Here is a 20,636-nt window from a genome sequence, read left to right as displayed (position 1 = left end):
GGGCGCGGCCGGCGGATCGGGTCGCCCCGCAGCGGCGTACCCGGGTGAGGTGGGGGATGACCCCGACCCGCAGTCCGGGCCGGCGGCTACCTAAGTAGTGGCGCCCACCTGACCGCTGGCCGATGTCGGCCAACGCCGCCCCCACCAGCATCGGGATAATGGATCTACTCGACCTGCTGCACGACACGATGTCCTCGCCCTGGGTGTACCTGGCGATCTTCGCGATCGCGGTGCTGGACGGTTTCTTCCCGGTGGTGCCGAGCGAGACGGCAGTGATCACCGCGGGGGTGTTCGCGGCTTCCGGAGCGCCGTACCTGCCGGCGGTGATCCTGGTGGCCGCCGTCGGGGCGCTTGTCGGCGACCACATCTCGTACGCCATCGGGCGGGGCGGCGGCACCCGGCTGCTCGACCGGCTGCCGCCCGACGGTCGACGCCGAGCCGCCATCGACCGGGCCCGTCGGGGGATCGCCACCCGGGGCGGGCTGATCCTCACCGTGGCCCGCTACGTTCCGGGCGGCCGGACCGCGGTCACCCTCACCATGGGTGCGATGCGCTATCCCCGGCGACGGTTTCTGGTCTTCGACGCGTTGGCCGCCAGCTCGTGGGGGCTCTACTCGGCGCTGGTCGGCTACCTGGGCGGGCTGGCCTTCGAGCAGGACCCGCTGCGTGGTCTCCTGCTGGGTCTGGGCCTCGCCCTGACGGTGACGGTGGTCGTCGAGGTGGTCCGCTGGCTCCGCAACCGGCGTCGTGCGGCGCGGTCCGGCGAGCCGGGCAGCGACGCTGTCTCCGCCGGGGCCGTCAGTCGGCCGGTGGACGCCAGGTGACGCCGTGCAGCAGTTGGGCGGCACCGAGCCAGGCGACGTTCATCATCCGGGTGGCCGTCTTCTCCGGGTCCGCCTCCGGGTGGTCCGCGAGCCAGTCGGCAAGCGACTCGGTCGCCCCCACCAGGGCGTACGCGACGACCTCCAGGTCGACGGCGGCGATCTCGCGGCCCTCTTCGCGCAGCGCGTGGTCGAGCATTCCGGCGACCACCTCGACCAGCCGGGCCCGCATGGTGGCCAGCTCGCCGGCGAACGGCTGCTCGCCCCGGGCCTGCCGGTAGAGCACCGCCCAGCCGTCGCGGTGTGCGCCCACGAAGCCGAAGAACGCCCGCAGCCCACGCCAGAGCCGCTCGTCGGCCGGCAGGTCGGGGGCCGCCGCCCCGGCGATGGCCTGCATCATCCGGGTCCCCTCCCGGTGCAGACAGGCGACGAACAGCTCCTCCTTGGTGCCGAGGTACGCGTACACCATGGGTTTGGAGATGCCGGCGTCCTCCGCGATCTCGTCCATGCTGGCGGCGTGGAAGCCACGTCGGGAGAAGACCTTGACGGCCGCGTCGAGCATCTGCTGCTCGCGGACGGCGCGCGGCAGGCGCTTGAAGGCGGGGACGCTGGACACCTTGCGAGCATACCTACTCGTGCGTAGGGTTACGCACGAGTAGCCAAATCTTCCGGAAGGCGCACCTGATGACTGACTTCGACCCGGCCAACTTCGCCAACGTCGGCCCCAAGGAGTTCGCCCAGCTGGTCAAGTCCACCCCGGACGACAAGATCGCCCAGGTGATGGCCGGTGACCTGCGCGGCAAGGTCCTGGGCGAGGTCTTCGGCCGGATGCCGTCGCTGTTCCGCGCGGACCGGGCCGGCTCCACGAACGCGGTCATCCACTGGATCATCACCGGCCGCCCGGATGGTGGCAGCGACACCTACGAGGTGGCCGTCGCCGACGGCAAGTGCCAGGTGAACGAGACCCCGCAGCACGACCCGAAGCTGAGCCTCACCATGGGCCCGGTCGAGTTCCTGAAGATCGTCTCCGGTGGCGCCAACCCGGTGATGATGTTCATGACCGGCAAGTTGAAGGCGAAGGGCGACCTCGGCCTCGCCGCCAACATCGCCAACCTGTTCGACATCCCCAAGGCCTGACATGGCCGAGTTCTCGCTCGACCTGAACGAGGAACAGCGGGATCTACGCGACTGGGTGCACGGCTTCGCCGCCGAGGTCGTGCGCCCGGCCGCCGCCGAGTGGGACGAACGCGAGGACACTCCCTGGCCGGTGATCCAGGAAGCCGCCAAGGTCGGCCTCTACGGCTTCGAGTTCCTCGCCACCTGCTGGGCCGACCCGACCGGGCTCTCCCTGCCGATCGCCAGTGAGGAACTCTTCTGGGGTGACGCCGGCATCGGCCTGAGCATCTTCGGCACCTCGCTCGCCGTCGCCGCCATCTACGGCGCCGGCACCCCCGACCAGCTGGTCGAGTGGGTGCCGCAGTGCTTCGGCGACGTCGACTCGCCGGCCGTCGCCGCGTTCTGCACCAGCGAGCCGGAGGCCGGCTCCGACGTCGGCGCGATGCGTACCCGGGCCGTCTACGACGAGGCCACCGACGAGTGGGTGCTCACCGGCCAGAAGGCGTACGCCACCAACGGCGGCATCGCCGGAGTGCACGTGGTCACCGCCTCCGTCGACCCCGCGCTCGGCTCCCGGGGCCAGGCAGCGTTCGTCGTACCTCCCGGCACCCCCGGCTTGGCCGCGACCCGCAAGCTGCGCAAACTCGGCCTGCGCGCGTCGCACACCGCCGACGTCTTCCTCGACGGCGTACGCGTACCCGGCCGCTGCCTGCTCGGCGGACGCGACGCCCTGCTGGAACGCCTGGACCGGGCCCGCTCCGGGCAACGGGCCACCGGACAGGCCGCGATGCGTACCTTCGAGCTCTCCCGACCCACGGTGGGTGCGCAGGCGCTCGGCGTGGCCCGGGCCGCCTACGAGTATGCCCTGGACTACGCCAGGGACCGGGTCCAGTTCGGACGACCGATCATCGAGAACCAGGCCGTCGCGTTCGCGCTGGCCGACATGCGGATGGAGATCGACGCCGCCCGGCTGCTGGTCTGGCGCGCCTCCTGGATGGGCCGCAACAACCGCCCCTTCACCGCGGGTGAGGGCTCGATGTCCAAGCTCAAGGCCGGCGAGGTGGCGGTGTCGGTCACCGAAAAGGCGGTGCAGTTGCTCGGCGGGGCCGGCTTCCTGCGCGACCACCCCGTCGAACGCTGGTACCGCGACGCCAAGATCTACACCATTTTCGAGGGTACGTCCGAAATCCAGCGACTGGTCATCTCCCGGGCGATCTCCGGCATGCAGATCCGCTGACCGTAGGGCTGCAGAGCGAGGGCCGGGTATTCCGGCCCTCGCTCTACATCTGGGTCGTGACGATAAGACCTAGGCGCCTAGAGGCACCACTCCCGCCCCGGCGTGCACCCCTCGTCGACGAACCGGGCGGACGAGGCGCTGTCATTCTTGACATCACCCCCGAAGTTGGCCCACCCGTACGGCTTGACCCGCTGCCACCGCCCACCGTAGTTGTTGTGTTCGTAGACCCCCAGGTACTGATTCGTGTTGTTGAAGACGGAGGACGCCTGGTCATTGAGGTTCACACCGTTGTGGAACTTGTGATCAGAGAAGTTGGCGACGCCGCCGCCACCCTGGACCAGACCCGCCAGCGTGGCCGGGCTTCCGTGGCCGTCCTTGTCCTGGAAGAAGCACACCTGCCTCGCCGGGCACGCGTAGTCCGCCGAGGCGGGCGAAGAAATCGCGAAGAGGGAGCCGGTCACGGCTACGACAATTCCCGCCCCTGCGGCGAGAGTACGATTTTTCAACAGGTTCACCGAACCTCCACATTTTCGGAAGCGCTACTTGGGCGATGGAAGCGCTCGACGCCCTTTCCATCGCAGGCCTTCGTTCCCGAACGTACGCGGGCGGTCTGGAAGAACTGTTTATGTTCACTGAACGGCTCCGGCTCCGGCTCGCCCGAGGCGATTAGCTGTCAATTCCCAGGCATGTCAGCATTCGCTTTCACATTGTTTGATTCACGGCCAGGCGAGACTCGACCCGCGGTCACGCCGACCACGGCGGCTTCGCGGGGCAGCGGATTCCACGATCCGTGCCGTCTTCGTCACCCCACGCCGACGCCGACTGGGCCTCCAGCCACGCCCGGTGCATGATCAAGGGACGACACCTCGACGGGCGGGGAGATCCACTGCCCGTCCGCATACCACCCCTAGGAGGTCTGCGGCATGGACCTGCCGTTCGTCGTCGCCACGCTGACCCGGCGCGGCCTGCTCAACCCGGGCCGCCCGGTCCGGATCGCCTCGCAGCTCAACGCGTTGCGCACCTGGGGTTGGAGCCTCGCCGGCGAACTACGCCAGGCGGCCGCCCGAGACCCTGGCCGGCCGGCGATCATCGACGAGGACGGCGTCGAGCTGACCTACCAGACGCTCCTCGACCGGGCCGAGCGCATGGCCCGGTCCATGCGGTCCCGGCTCGGCGTACAGGCCGGCGACCGGATCGGCGTGCTGTGCCGCAACCATCACGGACTGATCGAGACGATCGTCGCGGCGACCCTGCTCGGCGTCGACGCGGTCCTGGTCAACACCGGGCTCTCCGCCGCCCAACTGTCCACCGTCGCCGAGGAGCAGCGACTGCGGCTGCTGGTGCACGACGACGAGTTCGCCGAACGGGTCCTCGGCCTCCCCGCCGAGCTGCCCCGCCTCGACGAGCGCGCGCGCGAGGAGCTGGTGGCCGGAGCACTGCCCGGCGAGCTGCACCCGCCGGAGCGCGACGGCCGGATCATCGTGCTCACCTCGGGCACCACCGGCGCGCCCAAGGGCGCCCGCCGGCCCACACCCAGCGGCTTCGGACCGCTCGTGTCCATCATCGACCGCATCCCCCTGCACGCCAAGGACCGGGTGCTGATCGCCGCCCCGATCTTCCACACCTGGGGATTCGCTGCCCTCCAGGTGTGCTTCGCGTTGCGGGCCACAATCGTGCTGCACCGCCGCTTCGACCCGGCCGCCACGCTCGCCGCGCTCGTGACACACCGCTGCGACGCCCTCTTCGCCGTACCCGTGATGCTCCAACGGCTGCTGGAAATGCCCCCACCGGACCCGCGCCCCCCGCTCAGGGTCGTCGCGGTCAGTGGATCGGCCCTGCCGGGCGGGCTCGCCCCGAAGTTCATGGACGCGTACGGAGACGTCCTCTACAACCTCTACGGCTCCACCGAGGTCTCCTGGGCGTCCATCGCCGGCCCCCCGGACCTGCGCCAGGCACCCACCACGGCCGGCCGACCGCCGCACGGCACCCGCCTGGAGATGCTCGACACCGACGGCCAGCCGGTCCCGCAGGGACAGGTCGGCCGCATCTTCGTCGGCAACGAGATGCTCTTCGAGGGCTACACCTCCGGTGCCAGCCGGGAGACACGCGACGGCCTGCTCGACACCGGCGACCTCGGTCGACTCAACGCCGACGGGCTGCTCTTCGTCGACGGCCGGGCCGACGACATGATCGTCTCCGGCGGCGAGAACGTCTTCCCCTCCGAGGTGGAGGACCTCCTCGCCCAACTACCGCAGGTACGCGAGGCCGCCGTGATCGGCGTACCCGATCCCGAGTACGGGCAGCGACTGGCCGCGTTCCTCGCCCTACACCCCGGCGAAACCCTCGACCCCGAAGCGGTCCGGGAGTACGTCCGGCACTATCTGGCCCGATTCTCCGTACCGCGGGACGTGGTCTTCGTGAAGTACCTGCCCCGCAACGCCACCGGCAAGGTGCTCGCCGGGGAACTACGCCGCTACTACGGCTGACGACCACTCAGCCACTCAGGCCGGGCGCCGCTCAGGCCGGGATGGTGATCCGGCCGTCGATCGCGGCGGCGGCAATGTCGGTGCGGTGCTGCGAACCGGTCAGCTCCACCCCGTCCACCAGCGTGTACGCGGCATCCCGGGCGGTCGCCAGGTCGGGGCCGGTGGCCGTACCGCAGAGGACCCGGCCGCCGGCGGACAGCAACGCGCCGTCGCTGGCCCGGCGGGCGGTGCCCGCGTGGATGATGCCCGGCCGATCCGCGCCCGTGATCACGTCGCCGGTGCGCGGCGCCGCCGGGTAGCCCTGCGCGGCGAGCACCACGGTGACCGCGCTGCCGTCCCGCCACCGCAGCGGCGGGTGCTCGGCCAGCGTGCCGGTGGCCGCCGCGTGCAACAGCCCGCCCAACGGGGTCTCCAGCAGGGCGAGCACGACCTGGGTCTCCGGGTCACCGAAACGCGCGTTGAACTCGATCACCCGGGGGCCGGTCGCCGTCATCGCGAGGCCCACGTAGAGCAGGCCCGCGAACGGGTTGCCCCGGCGGCGCATCTCGGCGAGGGTCGGGTGGACCACGTCGCGCAGCACACCGTCCACCAGGTCGGACGGGGCCCAGGGCAGCGGCGCGTACGCGCCCATGCCGCCCGTGTTCGGGCCGGTGTCGCCGTTGCCGATCCGCTTGAAATCCTGTGCGGGCAGCAGCGGCAGCGCCGCCTCGCCGTCGGTGACCACGAACAGGCTGACCTCCGGGCCGTCGAGGAACTCCTCGACCACGACCCGGCCGCACTCCGCGGCGTGCGCCAACGCGGCGGACCGGTCGTCGGTCACCACGACGCCCTTGCCGGCGGCCAGCCCGTCGTCCTTCACCACGTACGGGGCGCCCAACTCGTCAAGCGCCCGCGCGGTGCTCTCCTCGTCCGTGCAGACGTACGCCCGGGCGGTCGGCACGCCGGCGGCGGTCATCACGTCCTTGGCGAACGCCTTCGAGCCCTCCAACTGGGCGGCCTCGGCCGACGGGCCGAACACGGCGATGCCCTTGGCGCGTACCGCGTCGGCGACACCGGCGACGAGCGGCGCCTCCGGCCCGATCACGACCAGGTCGGCGGCAGTCTCCACGGCCAGCGCGGCCACCGCGGAAGGATCGGAGGCATTGACGGCCCGCAGCTCGGCAACCGAGGCGATCCCCGGATTACCGGGCGCGGCAATCAGCGCCGAAACAGCCGGATCGCCGGCCAACCCGAGCGCGAGAGCATGCTCCCGCCCACCACCACCCACCAAGAGAACGCGCACAACCAAGCATCCTACTGTCCGCCCCACCCACCCCGTTGATCATGAAGTTATTGCCCACGACCTCGGCGTGTCGTGGCAATAACTTCATGATCAACGATGTCGCTGTCGGGAGGCAGCGATTGCCTGGCGGACAGTCCACGGGATGTAATCGGGACGGAGAGTGTCCTGCCAGGTGAAGCGGAGGATCGTCCAACCGGCGTTGACCAGCCGGTTCTGGCGGCGGCGATCAGTGAAGACTGCTTCGGGAACGCCGTGCGGGCCGCGACCGTCGGCCTCGGCGATGACCAGGGGACCACGCCATCCCAGGTCCCCGATGCCCAGCAGATAGCCGTCGTGGTCGCGGACCTCCAGTTGCAGCGCATCGGGCGGCACGCTGCCGTCGACACAACGAAGCCGAGCGCGCGTCTCGAGCGGCGACTGCGCCCGCCCATCCGCCTCGCCCAGGTAGCTACGAGCCGCGACCGCACCACGTCGGCCTCGGACGAGCTGCGGGATGGAGTGCAGATCGTCCGCGGTGATCAGCCGACGATTCAACGCCGAATCCAACACACTCACCGCCGAGAAACGATCAACCCGCAGGCTCACGTCGGCGAGGGTCCGAAGCGGCTCGGTAGTGGTGATTCCATCCACTCGGACGAGATGTTCGGGCGGAATGACCAACTGATGGACCACCACCTCCGGATGGGCGACCCGGGCCGGCCTGGCAACCCGGCCCGGCACCGACAGATCGATCACCTCGGTGGCCCGCAGACCGGCCAGCCCGTGCAGTTCTGCCGCCGTGGCAAGCACTGCCGCCGCCGACGGGCCGAAGGAGGCGACCGCCGCCCTGATCCGTGCCCGTCTGGGCACCCCGTCATAAAGATCGGCGTCCACGAGATAGCTGCCACGTGCCACGAAGCGCCATCGACCGCTCCGGCAGAGTCGCTGAACCTCATGCGTGGTGAGGCCTGCGGTTCGCGCCTCCCCGAGCGTCACGATCCCGTCCCGCGCGGCCGCAATCCGCCGCGCACCTTCCAAAGCGTCCACGCGGCCACCCTGACCCACCCGGGCGCCCCAAACCCACCCCTGTGGACAACCACGGACCCGCTGTGGATAACCAGCCGATCAGTGCATGTTGATCATGAAGTTATTGCCACGACACGCCGAGGAGAGTGGCAATAACTTCATGATCAACGCGGGCGGGGCGGGGCGGGGCGGGGCGGGGCGGGGCGGGGCGGGGGCGGGGCGGGGCGGGGCCGGGTGCCGGGGGTTAGGGGAGGAGGGGGTGTTGGACTACGTTTTCTTCTCGGCCTGGGCCTACGCCGATGACGCTCACCCTGGTGTTGCAGAGTTCCTCGACCCTCGCGATGTAGCGGCGGGCGTTCTCCGGGAGCTCGTCGACGGTGCGGGCCTTGGTGATGTCCTCCCACCACCCGTCCAGCTCCTCGTAGATGGGCGTGGCGTGGTGGAAGTCCGTCTGGCTCATCGGCATGTCGTCGACCCGCTTGCCGTTGATCTCGTACCCGACGCAGATCGGCACCTTGGGCAGCCCGGTGAGCACGTCCAGCTTGGTGATGACCAGGTCGGTGACGCCGTTGAGGCGGCAGGCGTAGCGGGCCACGACCGCGTCGAACCACCCGCACCGGCGCTCCCGGCCGGTGGTGGTGCCGTACTCCGCACCGATCTTGCGCAGGTGCGCGCCGTTGGCGTCGAACAGCTCCGTCGGGAACGGCCCGGAGCCGACCCTGGTGGTGTACGCCTTGCTCACCGCGATGACCTGGTTGATCGCGGTCGGCGGGATGCCCGCGCCCACGCAGGCGCCACCGGCGGTCGGGTTGGACGACGTCACGAAGGGGTACGTGCCGTGGTCCATGTCCAGCATGGTGGCCTGGGCACCCTCCAGGAGCACGGTCTCGCCGCGGTCCAGGGCGTCCCAGAGCATGGCCCGGGTCTCGGCGATGTACGGCTTGAGCCGCTCCGCGTACTCCAGGTACTCCTCGACGGTGGCCTCAAGGTCGATCGCCTTGCGGTTGTAGACCTTGAACAGCATCTGGTTCTTCTCGCGCAGCGCGAGTTCCAGCTTCTTGCGCAGGATGCCCGGGTCGAGCAGGTCCTGGAGCCGGATGCCCATCCGGGCGACCTTGTCGCCGTACGCCGGGCCGATGCCCCGGCCGGTGGTGCCGATGCGCGACGAGCCGAGGTACCGCTCGACCACGCGGTCCAGCGCTCGGTGGTGCGGCATGATGAGGTGTGCGTCACCGGAGATCCGCAGCCGGGACACGTCCACGCCGCGCTCGGCGAGACCGTCGATCTCGGCGAGCAGCACCTTCGGGTCGACCACCACGCCGTTGCCGATGACGATCATCGCGCTCGGCGAGAGCGCCCCGGAGGGCATCAGGTGCAGCGCGTACTTCTGGCCGTCCGGGGTGATGACCGTGTGCCCGGCGTTGTTGCCGCCGGAGTAGCGCACGACGTAGTCGACCCGCTCACCCAGCAGGTCGGTAACCTTGCCCTTGCCCTCGTCGCCCCACTGAGCGCCGATGAGCACGATCGCTGGCATCTTTTCCGCCTCCAGAAGGCTCGGGTGCCAGGTGGCGACCGGTTGGCGAGCCCGGGGTGTCAGGTTAACAAGTAGTGACGGCGCGACCGGCAGGGGTCGCGTCGAGAGGCAGGAGGCTCCTTCGGTGTACGACGTGGTGCTGCTCACCCTCGCGTCGGAGCGCGATGCTCCCGGGGGCTGCGGCAGCGGCGGGGCCTGCTGCGGCGGCGCGACCGGAAGCGACACCGGCGTCGACGCGGCCGACGCCGGCAAGACGACCGCGGCCGACAACGGCAGGAGGACCGCGGCCGACGCCAGCGGGACATCGAGTGACGTCTGCGCCACCGATCGGCCCCGGGTGCCGGTGCTGGCCTGCGCCGACGCGCTTACCGCCCGGGGCGCTCGTGTGCAGACGGCCACCGCCCGCTCGGACGCCGAAATCGACGCGGTGTTGACCCAGCTCGACGGTCCGGCCCGCCCGGACGGTCTCACCTGGCCGGATTCGGACGGCAAGACACGGCTGGTCGTCGCCACGGCGAGCGACGCGCAGTTGCGCGCCGTGCTGCGCCGGCTCGTCAAGCGGTACGCCCCCGCGCCGAGCAAGCGTCCGGCCGACCTGCGCGGCGACCGGACCCTGCCCGACCTGCCGCCGGTCGCCGTACTCCCGCTCGACCCGGCGCGCGGCGGCGCCCACCGGGACCTCGCCGCGCAGCTCGGGCTGCCCCGCGACCCGGCGGCCGTGGCCGCTGCCGTGTTGGACGGCACGCCACGCCGCCTGGACCTGCTGCGCAACGACGGTGGCTCGGTGACCCTGGACGGCGCCCTGTTGGGCGCCGCCGACGACGCTGGCCGCCCGCTGCACTGGCGGGCCCGGGTGGAGGTGGACGACGCCATCCTCACCGACGGCGACGAACCGCTGCTGGTCTGCGCGATCGGCAACGCCGGCGGGTACGCGTCGCTCGAAGACGTGACGCTGCTGGCCGCTCCGGACCCGGCCGACGGCCAGGTCGAGGTCGCGGTGGCCGTGCCGGTGGTCGTCCGGTCGGCGTTGGGACGCAAGCGGGTACGCCTGGAGGTGCGGCGGGCCCGGGGACGGGCCGTCTCGGTGCTGCCCCGGGAGGGAAAGGTGCCCTACCTCGACGATGGCGTCGAGGGTGAGCTGACCCGCAAGCGCTCCTGGTGGATCGAACCGGGCGCCTGGGCGGTCTGGGTGGTCTGACCCTGGCTGTGCCGACCGGCCCCGGTCGTCCGGTGGGCCTATCCTCGCAGGAGGACTGGGGAGGAACCGTAATGGACAAGAACGCCGACCGGGCGCAGGTGCCCGGCCAGCAGCCGGTGCCGGAGCGGGACATCGAGCCACTCTGGCCGCCGGATCCAGCCGAGCGGGGCGCGGGTGACGTGGTGCCGCCGTGGGCGGCTGTCGCCGAGCGGCGGGGTGGCCCGTCGCCGTCCGTACCATCGTCGACCGTCGCGCCGCCGGTGGCAGCGCCGCCGATCGGCCGTCCGCCGGTTCCCGGACAGCCGGGGGCCGCAGCTCTGCCGCCGCCGTCTCCGTCGGACTACCCGTCGCTGACCGGGGCGGTGCCGCCGCCGAACGGCTGGGGAGCCACCGGCCCGAACGGTGCAGGTACGGGCTGGGCACCGGCACAGCCGAGCTGGCCGCCGGCCGACCCGCCAGCCACCCCACCCGCGCCGGCCAGTTCATCGGCGCCTGCTACCCCACCCGCGCCCGCCATTCCGCCGGCGCCGGCCATTGCGCCGGTGCCGCCCGTCGCGTCGACGGCACCGGTTCCGCCGGGGGTGGGCGCTCTCCTCGGCCCAGGCGGCGATACGGCACAGGCGGCCCCCGGCGCTCCGACGACCGACGCGGTCATGCCGGCGACCACCTCCGCGTCAGCGAACGCCGCAGCGGGGGAACCGGGCACCGCAACCGGCGGACCGGGCACCGCGGCGTGGTCGACCGACACCGCTAGCGGAGCGCCGGGCACCGCAACCAGGGCGACGGGCGGCGGGACCGGAACGGTGCCGGCGGACGAGCGTGGCCCAGGCCAGGTCGCCCACTCGCCGACGGCGCCGGGCGGCGTCGACCTGGACCTGCCGTTCTCCCTGGACCGCCCGACGGCAGCAGCAACGCCCGTCGACCGACCGGCCGTGGCAAACCCGACCGCAGCGGGCCCAGCCACCGCAGGCCCCTCCACGACGAGCCCGGCCGTGCCGGGCCCGGCAGTCGCAGGCCCTTCCACCACAGACCCGGCCGCGGCAGGGGCGGGACCGGTGCCGCAGGCTGACGAAGCAGGCGGTACCGGGGAGGACGGCCCGGCCGTCGGGGCGGTGCGTCCGGCCACCGAGTCCCCCTGGGCGTATCCGCCGCAGCGGCCGACCAACCTGCCCCCGTCGGCAGAGGATCAGGCCACCGTCGCGCCACCGCCGATTCCCGCACCACCACCGATCCCCGCGCCACCGCCCGCGTTCGACCAGGGCACCGGAGCGGGGCAGACGTACACCGGCCAGACCTACTCCGCCCAGACGTACCCGCCGGCGGTCCCCGGCCCGGCACCGGCCGAACCGCCGCAGCAGGGCGCGGTGCCGACCCCGCCACCGGGGCCCTTTCCGCCGTCGCCGGGCTGGTATCCGCCGCCGTGGCAGCAGGGCGCCGCAGCGGTCCCACCGACACCGCCGCAGCAGTATCAGGAGACCGACCCGGTGGCGCGGGTGCCGGCCACCGGTTACCCGGACGCCACCTGGACGCCGGAGACCACTGCCGCGCCGACGGCCGAGGACTTCGCCCGCCGCCGGCAGGTCCGGCCCGCCGACCCGGTGGCCACCATGGGCGTACGCGCGGTGGTCAACAAGATGGGTCTGGTCCGGCTCTCGCCGGGGCGGCACGAGCAGGAGCTCAAGCGGGACATCGAGATGGTGCGCCGCAACTTCGGTGGGCTGCGGCAGGTGACGGTGGTCAACCCGAAGGGCGGCGCCGGCAAGACGGTGGCCATCCTGCTGCTCGCTATGACGTTCGGCCAGAAGCGCGGCGGCTACGTGCTGGCCTGGGACAACAACGAGACGCAGGGCACCCTCGGGATGCGGGCCCAGCAGGACTTCCACTCCCGCACGGTGCGGGACATGCTGCGCGACCTCGGGCAGTTCCAGGGAGCGCACGGTCGGGTCGGTGACCTGTCGCAGTACGTCCGCTCGCAGGGCGAGGGGATGTTCGACGTGCTGGCCTCGGACGAGTCGGCGACCGGCGGCGAGATGCTGACGGCTGCCGCGTTCGCCGAGATCCGCGAGGTGGTCAGCCGGTTCTACAAGCTGATCTTCGTGGACACCGGGAACAACGTCCGGGCGCAGAACTGGCAGGCGTCGATGGACGCCACCGACCAGCTCGTGGTCACCATGTCGGCCCGTAACGACTCGGCGGAGACGGCCGCCCGGATGCTCGACCACCTGGAGCAGAGCGGCAGGCATCGGCTGGTCCGGCAGGCGGTGACAGTGGTGTCGATGCCGCCGTCCCGCAAGGAGATCGACCTGCCGGCCATCCAGGAGCACTTCGCGGCCCGGACCCGGGCGGTGCTGCTGGCGCCGTACGAGCGGCTCATCGACAGCGGCGAACCGATCCGGTACGGCGGGCTCTCCTCGGCCACCCGGGACGCCTGGTTGAAGATCGCCGCAGCGGTCGCCGAAGGGTTGTAGCCGCCCAGGGCCGGCCCGGCGTCGGGCCGGCCCTGGGCCGGTGTCAGTTGCTGGCCAGCGCGTCCGCCGCAGCCGGGTCGCAGTCGCGCAGGAACTGGGCACAGCGGGCCGCCTCGTCGGCCTCGCCGATCTCGTCGGCGGCCCGGGAGAGCACGTACAGGCAGCGGAGGAAGCCCCTGTTGGGCTCGTGCGACCAGGGCACGGGCCCGTGGCCCTTCCAGCCGCTGCGGCGGAGCTGGTCCAGGCCACGGTGGTATCCGGTGCGGGCGTACGCGTACCCCGTCACCACCGCACCGGCCGCGAACGCCCGGGCCGCGAGCGCACCCCAGGCCGCGCTGAAGGTCGGGAAGCGGGCCGCCACCTCGGCGAACGCCTCGTCGGTGCCGGCCTCCTGGGCAGCGGCCAGGGCGGCGTCGGCCTCGTCGTTCGCGGGCAGGAGGGTGGCCGGTGGCTCCGGCAAAAGGTTCTGCATCGCCCCATTCAACCCGCTGGACAGGGCGACACGCGAGCGGGTCGGCCGACGCGTTCCGCTGAACGGCTGAGGAGTTGGTCACGCCTGCGGCCTATGCCGCCGCCAGGTGTTTTCCACTACAACTAATGGTCCGGAGCCTCCCCAGGACCCGGTTACGCAGGAGCCCGGTGGCCACGACCGCCGGGCTCCTGTCGTTTCCGCCCCGCCCGGGGTTTGGCCGGCCCCGTCGAAGGGGCAGGATGGCCGGGTGCCGACCCCACCTCCCACGGACGTCATCGAACCGCACCTGCACGCCGACGAGATCCAGACCCGGGACGAGTTCGACAGGCGACTGGTCACCGGGCGCCTGACCGGGCTTACCGTGCAGGGGCTGCGCCTCGACCTCGCCCCGGTGCCCGACCTGACCGCCGTCGAGGTCACCGGCACGCTCTTCGTCGGCTGCCGGTTCGCCTCCCGGGAGGTCGGCGCCGACCTGGTCCGGCGCGGCGCGAACGTGGTGCCACCGTTCTCCGGGCTGCCGTACCCGACCCAGCCGGCGCACCTCTACACCCCGGACGACCTGGCCGCCGGGTTCGCCGAGGGCGGGTTCGCCGGCATGTACGACACCCGGGTGTACGAGCACTACCGGGCGCACGGCGGGGCGCTGCCGGACGTGAAGGAAGCGCTCGGTCAGCGGCTGCACGACCACGGCGTGGACAACGCGCTCGCCGACGCCACCCGCGCCTGGCTGGGCGGGTACGGGCCGCAGTCGGTGGTGGGCATCATGGGCGGGCACGCGGTGCGGCGCGGCAGTGCGGCGTACCGGATGGCTGCCGTGCTGGGGTGGGAGCTGGCGCGGGCCGACCGGCTGGTGGTGACCGGCGGCGGTCCCGGGGTGATGGAGGCGGCGAACCTCGGCGCGTACCTGGCGGACCGGCCGGCGGCGGACCTGACCGCGGCGATCGACCTGCTGGCCACCGCGCCCGACTTCACCGACCACCACCGGTACACGGCAGTGGCGTTGACGGTCCGGCAGCGGTACGCGAGCGTGCCCCGCCAGCGTGCCGGCGACGCCGGGTGGGCGCGGAGCGGTGGGCTGGCGATCCCGACCTGGCTGTACGGGCACGAGCCGGCGAATCTGTTCGCCGGGCGGATCGCGAAGTACTTCTCGAACGCCATCCGGGAGGACACGATTCTGCGGCTCGCCCGGGGCGGCATCGTGTTCGCGCCGGGACGGGCGGGCACGGTGCAGGAGGTGTTCCAGGCGGCGACCAAGACCTACTACGGCACCGACGGGGCCAGCGGCGCGTACATCTTCCTGGACCGCGACTACTGGACGCGGGAGTTGCCGGTGGAGGCGTTGCTGCGCCCGCTGCTTGCCGCGTCCCCGTTCGGTGACCTGTCGACGACGATCCACCTCACCGACGACGTCCACGAGGCCGTCCGCCTGCTGACCACCTGACGGCGACGGCCGGCTCCCCGAGGGAGAGCCGGCCGTCGGTGGAGCGTCGTTACTTGGTCATCGTGGTGCCGGTGGAGCGCAGGTCCTCGCACGCCTGGACGACCCGAGCGGCCAGGCCGGCCTCGGCGGCCTTGCCCCAGGCCCGCGGGTCGTACAGCTTCTTGTTGCCGACCTCGCCGTCGATCTTGAGCACGCCGTCGTAGTTGCGCAGCATGTGGTCGGCAACGGGCCGGGTGAAGGCGTACTGGGTGTCGGTGTCGATGTTCATCTTCACCACGCCGTAGTCGAGAGCCTCACGGATCTCGCTCAGCAAAGAGCCCGAGCCGCCGTGGAAGACCAGGCTGAGCGGCTTGTCCTTGCCGTACTTGGCGCCGACCGCCTCCTGGATCTGGTTCAGGATCTCCGGGCGGAGCTTGACGTTGCCCGGCTTGTAGACGCCGTGCACGTTGCCGAAGGTCAGCGCCGCCATGTAGCGGCCCTTCTCGCCGAGGCCGAGCGCCTCGACCATGGCCAGGCCGTCATCGGTGGTGGTGTAGAGCTTGTCGTTGATGGCGTTCTCGACGCCATCCTCCTCGCCACCGACCACGCCGACCTCGATCTCAAGGACGATCTTGGCCTTGGCGGCCTCGTCGAGGAGCTGCGAGGCGATCTGCAGGTTCTCCGCGACCGGCACGGCCGACCCGTCCCACATGTGCGACTGGTACAGCGGCTGCTCGCCGCGCTTCACCCGCTCCTGCGAGATGCCCATCAGCGGACGCACGAACCCGTCCAGCTTGTCCTTCGGGCAGTGGTCGGTGTGCAGGGCGATGTTGACCGAGTACTTCTTGGCCACCTCGTGCGCGTACGCGGCGAACGCCACCGCGCCGGTGACCATGTCCTTGATCGAGGGACCGGACAGGTATTCGGCACCACCGGTGGAGACCTGGATGATGCCGTCACTCTCCGCGTCGGCAAAGCCCTTGAGCGCCGCGTTCAGCGTCTGGGAGGAGGTCACGTTGATCGCGGGGTACGCGTACCGGCCAGCCTTGGCGCGGTCCAGCATCTCCGCGTAGGCCTCGGGGGAAGCGATGGGCATGTGATGCGCTCCTTACTTACCACTCTCGGCCGTGCTGGCCGCTGTTGTTCTCGTGTGCGCCGGACCGCGCTGTCCTCCGCCCGGCAGTATCCCGCAGGTGCGGTGCGCCGGACTAATCGAGGGGGGTGTCACCCGCTCACCGGGTGTCCAGACGGTCCGGCACGATGACGCTGATCAGCCAGGTGACCACTGTCATCACGATCGCCCCCCAGAACGCCGCCCAGAAGCCGTCCACCTGGAACGGCAGGTCGAGCCCGCGGGCGATCCGGTCGGTGAGCAGGAAGAGCAGCGCGTTGACCACAAGCGCGAACAGGCCCAGGGTCAGCAGGTAGAACACACAGCCGACCACCCGGATGACCGGCTTGAGCACCGCGTTGACAACGCCGAAGATGAGCGCCACCACGATCAGCGTGAGCACGGTGTTGCCACCGGAGCGGCCGTGCACGTCGACGCCGGGCACGATCAGCGTGGTCACCCACAACGCGACAGCGGTGATCGCCAGTCGGATGAGGAAGCCCACGCCACCATCCTGGCATCGGCGCGCGCCGTCACGGGGTGATTCGGCCGACTCGGCTTCCGCGCGCGGCACCGACGCAGCCCGTACGGTGGTGGGAATCGTGCCCCGACAACCCGGGAGGGACCATGGGTCAGCCCGATGAGGACTTCACCCCCGGCGACCACCTCGCCGCGGACGAACGCGACCCCGAGGCGGAGCCGGCCGACGCGGTCGAGCAGGCCGCAGCGGTCGGCCCCGCCGACGTCGACCCCGAGCCGCAGCGCGGCCTGGAGGTCGACGACTGGGACGCGATGGAGCAGGCCCGGGTGGTCACCACCGACGAGGACGACTACCGCTGACAGCTCAGCGGGCGCTGTCGACAAGCTTCGGGTGGCGGGCCGCCCAGTCGCCGAGCCGGTCCTCCCGCAGCGCGGTCAGTAACTCCGGCGCGAGCTTCGGGTCGGTACGCAGGTAGCGGTCCTTCTCAAACACCCCGGCGACCGGCAGGCTGAGCCCGACCGGATCGACGGTCCGCAGGGTGGGGACGAGCCGCAGCAGGTCCAGCACAGCGCCCCGGTCGGGTGACACCACCAGGTCCGGGCCGACGGTGGTCAGCAACTTGGCGAGGCGTACCGGATCGGTGAGCACGCCCTGGTCGGCGGCCTGGCGCACCAGGCCGGCGGCGAAGACCCGGGAGTTGCGGTCCCGGTCCTGGACGCCCCAGAGCAGACCGTAGCGCTGGCGGAGCAGGTCGACCGACGCGGCGCCGTCGAGGCGGTGGCAGCCGGCCGGGAAGAGCCGCTTCGTGTGGACGGAGCGCACCGCTTCGGGCAGGCAGGTCGGGACGCCGCCAACGGCGTCGGTGAGCGAGCGCACGGCGCGGTACGTCAGCACCACGCCGGCGTCCACCCGGACCCCGGTCAGCTCGGTCACCGTTCGCCGGGTCAGCTCGTACCCCTTGGTCAGCTCCGGGCGGGTGAACCCGGCCCCGAACGGGAACGCGGCGTTCAGCTTGTCGGTTCCCTGCCCCGGAATCTGCACCCCCAGGTCACGCGGCAGCGTCACCAGGTAGGGGCGGCTGCGGTCGGCCGGGATGTGCACCAGCAGCACGGCATCCGCGCGTGCAGCCGTCCGTCCGTCGCCGTCGATGCCGAGCAGCAGAATGTTCAGCGCGCCGGTGGGCGTCGGCCGACCGGACTCACCGAGCAGCTCGGCGGCCGGCGGCGGCCCCGCTTGCTCGGGAGTCAGCAGGGGCACCCCGAGCCCCAGCACCCCGAGCAGGGCCAGCGCGGTGCCACCGGCCTGCCAGCGGCGACGGCGTCGGCGTCGCCTGATCGTCAGCCGGTCGATGGCAGCGCGCAGCGGACCGGTCGGCGGGGTCAGCGGCTCGTGCCGGGCGAAGGCTGCCCGCAGGTCATCCTCGATCATGAGCCAACCTCCACGTACTCGGCCCGGAGCGTGGCCAGCGCCCGGGAGATGGACGAACGTACGGTCCCGACGGCACAGCCGAGAATGTCGGCGATCTCGGCGTCGGGCAGATCCTCGTAGTAGCGCAGCACGAGGGTGGCGCGCTGCCGGCGTGGCAGCCGGGACAGCCAGGTCCAGATCTGATCCCGGTCCACGGCGGACTGGGCGTGGTCGGCGGAGGACGGCAGGGTCTCGTCGGGCTCCCCGCGCAGCAGTACCCGGCGCATCCACGAGCCGCGCTTCCAGTCGACGTACTGGTTGGTGAGCATCCGGCGTACGTACCGCTCGGGTGAGTCCGCGTGGGCGACCCGCCGCCAGTTGAGCTGGACGCGGACCATCGTCTCCTGCACCAGATCCTGCGCCTGGTGCGGATCACCGGTGAGCATCACCGCATACCGCAGCAGCGGGGCAAGTCGCGCGTCCGCGAACTCCTCGTACGTCACTGCACCTCCCGAGGTCCTGCACCAGATGACGGGAACGGGTGGGCGGAACGTTGCGCCCGCGGGTGGTGGGATCCGGTCCAGCGCGGCGCGGGCCACGAGCTTCGGTACCCTTTGTGGCCGTGGACACAGCTGAGAAGACCCGCGCCCTCACGGAGAGCGTCGCCCTGAACCCGCTCGATCCCAAGGACCTGTTGCAGACCTTCGGGCTGGTCGGCGTCTGGGTGATCCTCTTCGCCGAGACCGGCCTGCTGGTGGGTTTCTTCTTCCCCGGTGACTCGCTGCTGTTCCTCGCCGGCGTGGCCGCCTCGCCGGTGGCGGATGCCATCTTCGGTGACGGCACCCGGCTCTCCCTGGCCGGCCTGCTGATCGGCGGACCGATCTGCGCAATCCTCGGCGCTCAGCTCGGCCACTTGCTCGGTGCGCGGTACGGCCGGCGGATGTTCGAGCGGCCCAACTCGCGGCTCTTCAAGAGGGAGTACGTCGAGAAGGCCGAGTACTACTTCCAGAAGTTCGGTCCGGCGAAGGCCGTGGTGCTGGCGCGCTTCATTCCGATCGTGCGGACGTTCCTCAACCCGGTCGCCGGGGCTCTGGGCATGCCGGCGCGGCAGTTCCTGCTGTGGAACATCGTCGGCGCGGTGCTCTGGGTGGACGGCATTCTGCTGATCGGCTACCTGCTGGCCGATCGGATCTACCGGGCCATCGGCGACAAGATCGACCACTACATCCTGCCGGTGGTCGCCCTGATCGTCCTGATCTCGGTGCTGCCGATCTTCTTCGAGTTCCTGCGGGACCGGCGGGCGCGCAAGCGCGGCGAGGCGGTCGCGGTGGTCGCGGCGGCCAGCGCCGCGGGCGCGGTCGAGGCGGTACGCGAGAAGTTCGACCACGACGAGCACCCGCACGACCGCCGGCGCCCGGGGCACGGCCAGGAACGCTGATCCGAGATACGACGACGGCCGGCCCCCTGGTGAGGGGGTCGGCCGTCGGCATGTCAGGCCCGCCCTGCGGCGGTGCGGCCGAGGACGAGCAGGTATCACCCACCGGTGGCGCCACCCCTGGCTCGCCACCGGACACCGCCCCGGCATGGGACGGTGCGCAGCGCCTACGTCAGCGGGCCTTCTTGGTGGCCCGCTTACGCGGCGGGGTCAGCAGGTCGGCGATCGTCGCGATCGCACTCGGGACCAGCCGGTAGTACGCCCAGACACCGCGCTTCTCCCGCTCCAGCAAGCCGGCCTCGGTGAGGATACGCAGGTGGTGACTGACCGTCGGCTGAGAGAGGCCGAGCGGCGCGGTCAGGTCACAGACGCACGCCTCGCCCTCGGGGGCCGACTGGATCAGGCTGAGCAGCCGCAACCGAGCGGGATCCGCGAGGGCCTTGAGGACCCCCGCGAGACGCTCGGCATCGGCACGTTCGATCGGCTCACCGGCAAGCGGCGAGATCTGAGGCATTGTCATTTCGGCCAACGCAGTTCCCACGTATTCCATCCTTCCACCAGCAGCATCGATCCGCCTGCATATCAGCAGATCCGAATCGGCAAATTTTTACGCCACAAGGCCGAGGTCAGCCAACGTATAGGCCGCCCTGTACGGCAATCCGGCGGCTCGCACCGCGTCGCCGGCGCCTCGATCAACAATAACCGCCACGCCCACGACTTCGGCTCCGGCCTCGCGAAGCGCCTCGACAGCGGTCAACACACTTCCGCCCGTTGTGGACGTGTCTTCCACCGCCAACACACGGCGGCCGGCCACCTCCGGTCCCTCGATACGTCGCTGCAGACCGTGCGCCTTGCCCGCCTTTCGCACCACAAAGGCGTCCAGGGCACGGCCGGTCGGAGCAGCGGCGTGCAGCATCGAGAGCGCGACAGGGTCCGCGCCCAGGGTGAGCCCACCGACGGCCTCGTACTCCCAGTCGGCGGTGAGATCGAGCAGCGCCCGACCGACCAACGGAGCGGCCTGGTGATGGAGCGTGACACGTCGCAGATCGACGTACCAGTCTGCCTCGCGCCCCGAGGAGAGCACGACCCGTCCGTGGACCACAGCCAGGTCGGTAATGAATTTACGCAGGTCGTCGTGGTCCCCCATGGCGATAGAGGTTACT

20 protein-coding genes and 1 pseudogene are annotated in these 20,636 nt (G+C 71.3%); 9 read left to right on the top strand and 12 right to left on the bottom strand.

Annotated features, from left to right (window positions below; translation table 11 throughout):
- Positions 1–155 precede the first annotated feature (155 nt).
- Positions 156–824 carry a DedA family protein gene (locus AB0K10_RS08060; protein ID WP_363681422.1) on the top strand — a complete coding sequence of 223 codons (669 nt, stop codon included), beginning with the start codon at positions 156–158 and terminating at the stop codon, positions 822–824.
- Here the strand turns inward: AB0K10_RS08060 and AB0K10_RS08055 are convergent.
- Entirely contained in the window at positions 799–1,437 is a 639-nt protein-coding gene (locus AB0K10_RS08055) for a TetR/AcrR family transcriptional regulator (RefSeq protein WP_363681099.1), read from the bottom strand. The two genes, AB0K10_RS08060 and AB0K10_RS08055, sit on opposite strands and share 26 nt — an antisense overlap.
- A gap of 68 nt (positions 1,438–1,505) precedes the next feature.
- Here AB0K10_RS08055 and AB0K10_RS08050 point away from each other — a divergent pair, with 68 nt between their 5' ends.
- Positions 1,506–1,958: an SCP2 sterol-binding domain-containing protein gene (locus AB0K10_RS08050; protein WP_363681097.1), complete on the top strand. Its 453-nt coding sequence runs from the start codon at positions 1,506–1,508 to the stop codon at positions 1,956–1,958.
- 1 nt (position 1,959) lies between these two features.
- Positions 1,960–3,174, top strand: coding sequence for an acyl-CoA dehydrogenase family protein (locus tag AB0K10_RS08045; RefSeq protein ID WP_363681096.1), 1,215 nt, complete (start codon positions 1,960–1,962; stop codon positions 3,172–3,174).
- A gap of 77 nt (positions 3,175–3,251) precedes the next feature.
- Here the strand turns inward: AB0K10_RS08045 and AB0K10_RS08040 are convergent, their stop codons facing one another.
- On the bottom strand, positions 3,252–3,689 hold the full coding sequence (locus tag AB0K10_RS08040) for a peptidase inhibitor family I36 protein (protein ID WP_363681094.1): 438 nt from the start codon (positions 3,687–3,689) through the stop codon (positions 3,252–3,254).
- Between the two features lie 408 nt (positions 3,690–4,097).
- Here AB0K10_RS08040 and AB0K10_RS08035 point away from each other — a divergent pair, with 408 nt between their 5' ends.
- A complete protein-coding gene (locus AB0K10_RS08035) occupies positions 4,098–5,660 on the top strand; it encodes an AMP-binding protein (protein ID WP_363681092.1) in 1,563 nt (520 codons plus the stop codon).
- Positions 5,661–5,691: 31 nt separating this feature from the next.
- On the opposite strand, the gene purD is transcribed toward AB0K10_RS08035, so the two are convergent.
- From purD to AB0K10_RS08020, 3 genes are all read right to left on the bottom strand, one after another.
- Positions 5,692–6,942, bottom strand: a complete 1,251-nt coding sequence (purD, locus tag AB0K10_RS08030) for a phosphoribosylamine--glycine ligase (RefSeq protein WP_363681090.1) — start codon at positions 6,940–6,942, stop codon at positions 5,692–5,694.
- Positions 6,943–7,032: 90 nt separating this feature from the next.
- Positions 7,033–7,968 (bottom strand): type IV toxin-antitoxin system AbiEi family antitoxin domain-containing protein, encoded by a 936-nt coding sequence (locus AB0K10_RS08025; protein ID WP_363681088.1) that lies wholly within the window; start codon positions 7,966–7,968, stop codon positions 7,033–7,035.
- Positions 7,969–8,191: 223 nt separating this feature from the next.
- Positions 8,192–9,481, bottom strand: a complete 1,290-nt coding sequence (locus AB0K10_RS08020) for an adenylosuccinate synthase (protein ID WP_363681086.1) — start codon at positions 9,479–9,481, stop codon at positions 8,192–8,194.
- Positions 9,482–9,605: 124 nt separating this feature from the next.
- Between AB0K10_RS08020 and AB0K10_RS08015 the strand changes: the two genes are divergently transcribed.
- Both AB0K10_RS08015 and AB0K10_RS08010 read left to right on the top strand, forming a co-directional pair.
- Positions 9,606–10,679: a hypothetical protein gene (locus tag AB0K10_RS08015; protein WP_363681084.1), complete on the top strand. Its 1,074-nt coding sequence runs from the start codon at positions 9,606–9,608 to the stop codon at positions 10,677–10,679.
- A gap of 1,547 nt (positions 10,680–12,226) precedes the next feature.
- A pseudogene (locus AB0K10_RS08010) lies at positions 12,227–13,147 on the top strand (chromosome partitioning protein); the annotation flags it as partial.
- Positions 13,148–13,190: 43 nt separating this feature from the next.
- Here the strand turns inward: AB0K10_RS08010 and AB0K10_RS08005 are convergent.
- Positions 13,191–13,619, bottom strand: coding sequence for a DUF3151 domain-containing protein (locus tag AB0K10_RS08005; RefSeq protein WP_266247783.1), 429 nt, complete (start codon positions 13,617–13,619; stop codon positions 13,191–13,193).
- A 247-nt stretch (positions 13,620–13,866) separates the two neighbouring features.
- Between AB0K10_RS08005 and AB0K10_RS08000 the strand changes: the two genes are divergently transcribed.
- Entirely contained in the window at positions 13,867–15,060 is a 1,194-nt protein-coding gene (locus AB0K10_RS08000) for a hypothetical protein (protein ID WP_363681082.1), read from the top strand.
- Between the two features lie 49 nt (positions 15,061–15,109).
- Here AB0K10_RS08000 and fbaA read toward each other — a convergent pair whose 3' ends face one another.
- Complete coding sequence (fbaA, locus tag AB0K10_RS07995; RefSeq protein WP_363681080.1) at positions 15,110–16,135, bottom strand: class II fructose-bisphosphate aldolase; 1,026 nt, start codon at positions 16,133–16,135, stop codon at positions 15,110–15,112.
- Between the two features lie 136 nt (positions 16,136–16,271).
- Complete coding sequence (locus AB0K10_RS07990; protein WP_363681078.1) at positions 16,272–16,655, bottom strand: phage holin family protein; 384 nt, start codon at positions 16,653–16,655, stop codon at positions 16,272–16,274.
- Between the two features lie 122 nt (positions 16,656–16,777).
- Between AB0K10_RS07990 and AB0K10_RS07985 the strand changes: the two genes are divergently transcribed.
- A complete protein-coding gene (locus AB0K10_RS07985; protein ID WP_358097149.1) occupies positions 16,778–16,990 on the top strand; it encodes a hypothetical protein in 213 nt (70 codons plus the stop codon).
- 4 nt (positions 16,991–16,994) lie between these two features.
- On the opposite strand, the gene AB0K10_RS07980 is transcribed toward AB0K10_RS07985, so the two are convergent.
- Both AB0K10_RS07980 and AB0K10_RS07975 read right to left on the bottom strand, forming a co-directional pair.
- The gene (locus AB0K10_RS07980) at positions 16,995–18,059 is read right to left on the bottom strand and encodes an LCP family protein (protein WP_363681076.1); all 1,065 of its coding nucleotides are present in this window, start codon (positions 18,057–18,059) and stop codon (positions 16,995–16,997) included.
- Positions 18,056–18,541, bottom strand: a complete 486-nt coding sequence (locus tag AB0K10_RS07975) for a SigE family RNA polymerase sigma factor (RefSeq protein ID WP_363681074.1) — start codon at positions 18,539–18,541, stop codon at positions 18,056–18,058. Before AB0K10_RS07975 ends, AB0K10_RS07980 begins: the two co-directional genes overlap by 4 nt.
- Before the next feature lie 113 nt (positions 18,542–18,654).
- Between AB0K10_RS07975 and AB0K10_RS07970 the strand changes: the two genes are divergently transcribed.
- Entirely contained in the window at positions 18,655–19,476 is an 822-nt protein-coding gene (locus AB0K10_RS07970; RefSeq protein ID WP_363681072.1) for a DedA family protein, read from the top strand.
- A gap of 169 nt (positions 19,477–19,645) precedes the next feature.
- Here AB0K10_RS07970 and AB0K10_RS07965 read toward each other — a convergent pair whose 3' ends face one another.
- A complete protein-coding gene (locus AB0K10_RS07965; protein ID WP_007454255.1) occupies positions 19,646–20,023 on the bottom strand; it encodes a metalloregulator ArsR/SmtB family transcription factor in 378 nt (125 codons plus the stop codon).
- A gap of 57 nt (positions 20,024–20,080) precedes the next feature.
- Positions 20,081–20,620 (bottom strand): orotate phosphoribosyltransferase, encoded by a 540-nt coding sequence (pyrE, locus tag AB0K10_RS07960; protein WP_007454251.1) that lies wholly within the window; start codon positions 20,618–20,620, stop codon positions 20,081–20,083.
- Positions 20,621–20,636 lie beyond the last annotated feature (16 nt).

The organism is Micromonospora sp. NPDC049274 (assembly GCF_040678875.1).
Lineage (GTDB): Bacteria > Actinomycetota > Actinomycetes > Mycobacteriales > Micromonosporaceae > Micromonospora.
Note: the sequence above shows the minus strand (reverse complement) of the source record. Positions and strands in the feature narration are given on the sequence as shown.

Excerpts from the sequence above, each read along its gene's own strand:
- AB0K10_RS07965 (WP_007454255.1), bottom strand. The coding sequence starts at position 20,023 with ATGGAATACGTGGGAACTGCGTTGGCCGAAATGACAATGCCTCAGATC.
- AB0K10_RS08020 (WP_363681086.1), bottom strand. The coding sequence starts at position 9,481 with ATGCCAGCGATCGTGCTCATCGGCGCTCAGTGGGGCGACGAGGGCAAG.
- AB0K10_RS08045 (WP_363681096.1), top strand. The coding sequence starts at position 1,960 with ATGGCCGAGTTCTCGCTCGACCTGAACGAGGAACAGCGGGATCTACGC.
- AB0K10_RS08050 (WP_363681097.1), top strand. The coding sequence starts at position 1,506 with ATGACTGACTTCGACCCGGCCAACTTCGCCAACGTCGGCCCCAAGGAG.
- pyrE (WP_007454251.1), bottom strand. The coding sequence starts at position 20,620 with ATGGGGGACCACGACGACCTGCGTAAATTCATTACCGACCTGGCTGTG.
- AB0K10_RS07980 (WP_363681076.1), bottom strand. The coding sequence starts at position 18,059 with ATGATCGAGGATGACCTGCGGGCAGCCTTCGCCCGGCACGAGCCGCTG.
- AB0K10_RS08035 (WP_363681092.1), top strand. The coding sequence starts at position 4,098 with ATGGACCTGCCGTTCGTCGTCGCCACGCTGACCCGGCGCGGCCTGCTC.
- AB0K10_RS07985 (WP_358097149.1), top strand. The coding sequence starts at position 16,778 with ATGGGTCAGCCCGATGAGGACTTCACCCCCGGCGACCACCTCGCCGCG.
- fbaA (WP_363681080.1), bottom strand. The coding sequence starts at position 16,135 with ATGCCCATCGCTTCCCCCGAGGCCTACGCGGAGATGCTGGACCGCGCC.
- AB0K10_RS08005 (WP_266247783.1), bottom strand. The coding sequence starts at position 13,619 with ATGCAGAACCTTTTGCCGGAGCCACCGGCCACCCTCCTGCCCGCGAAC.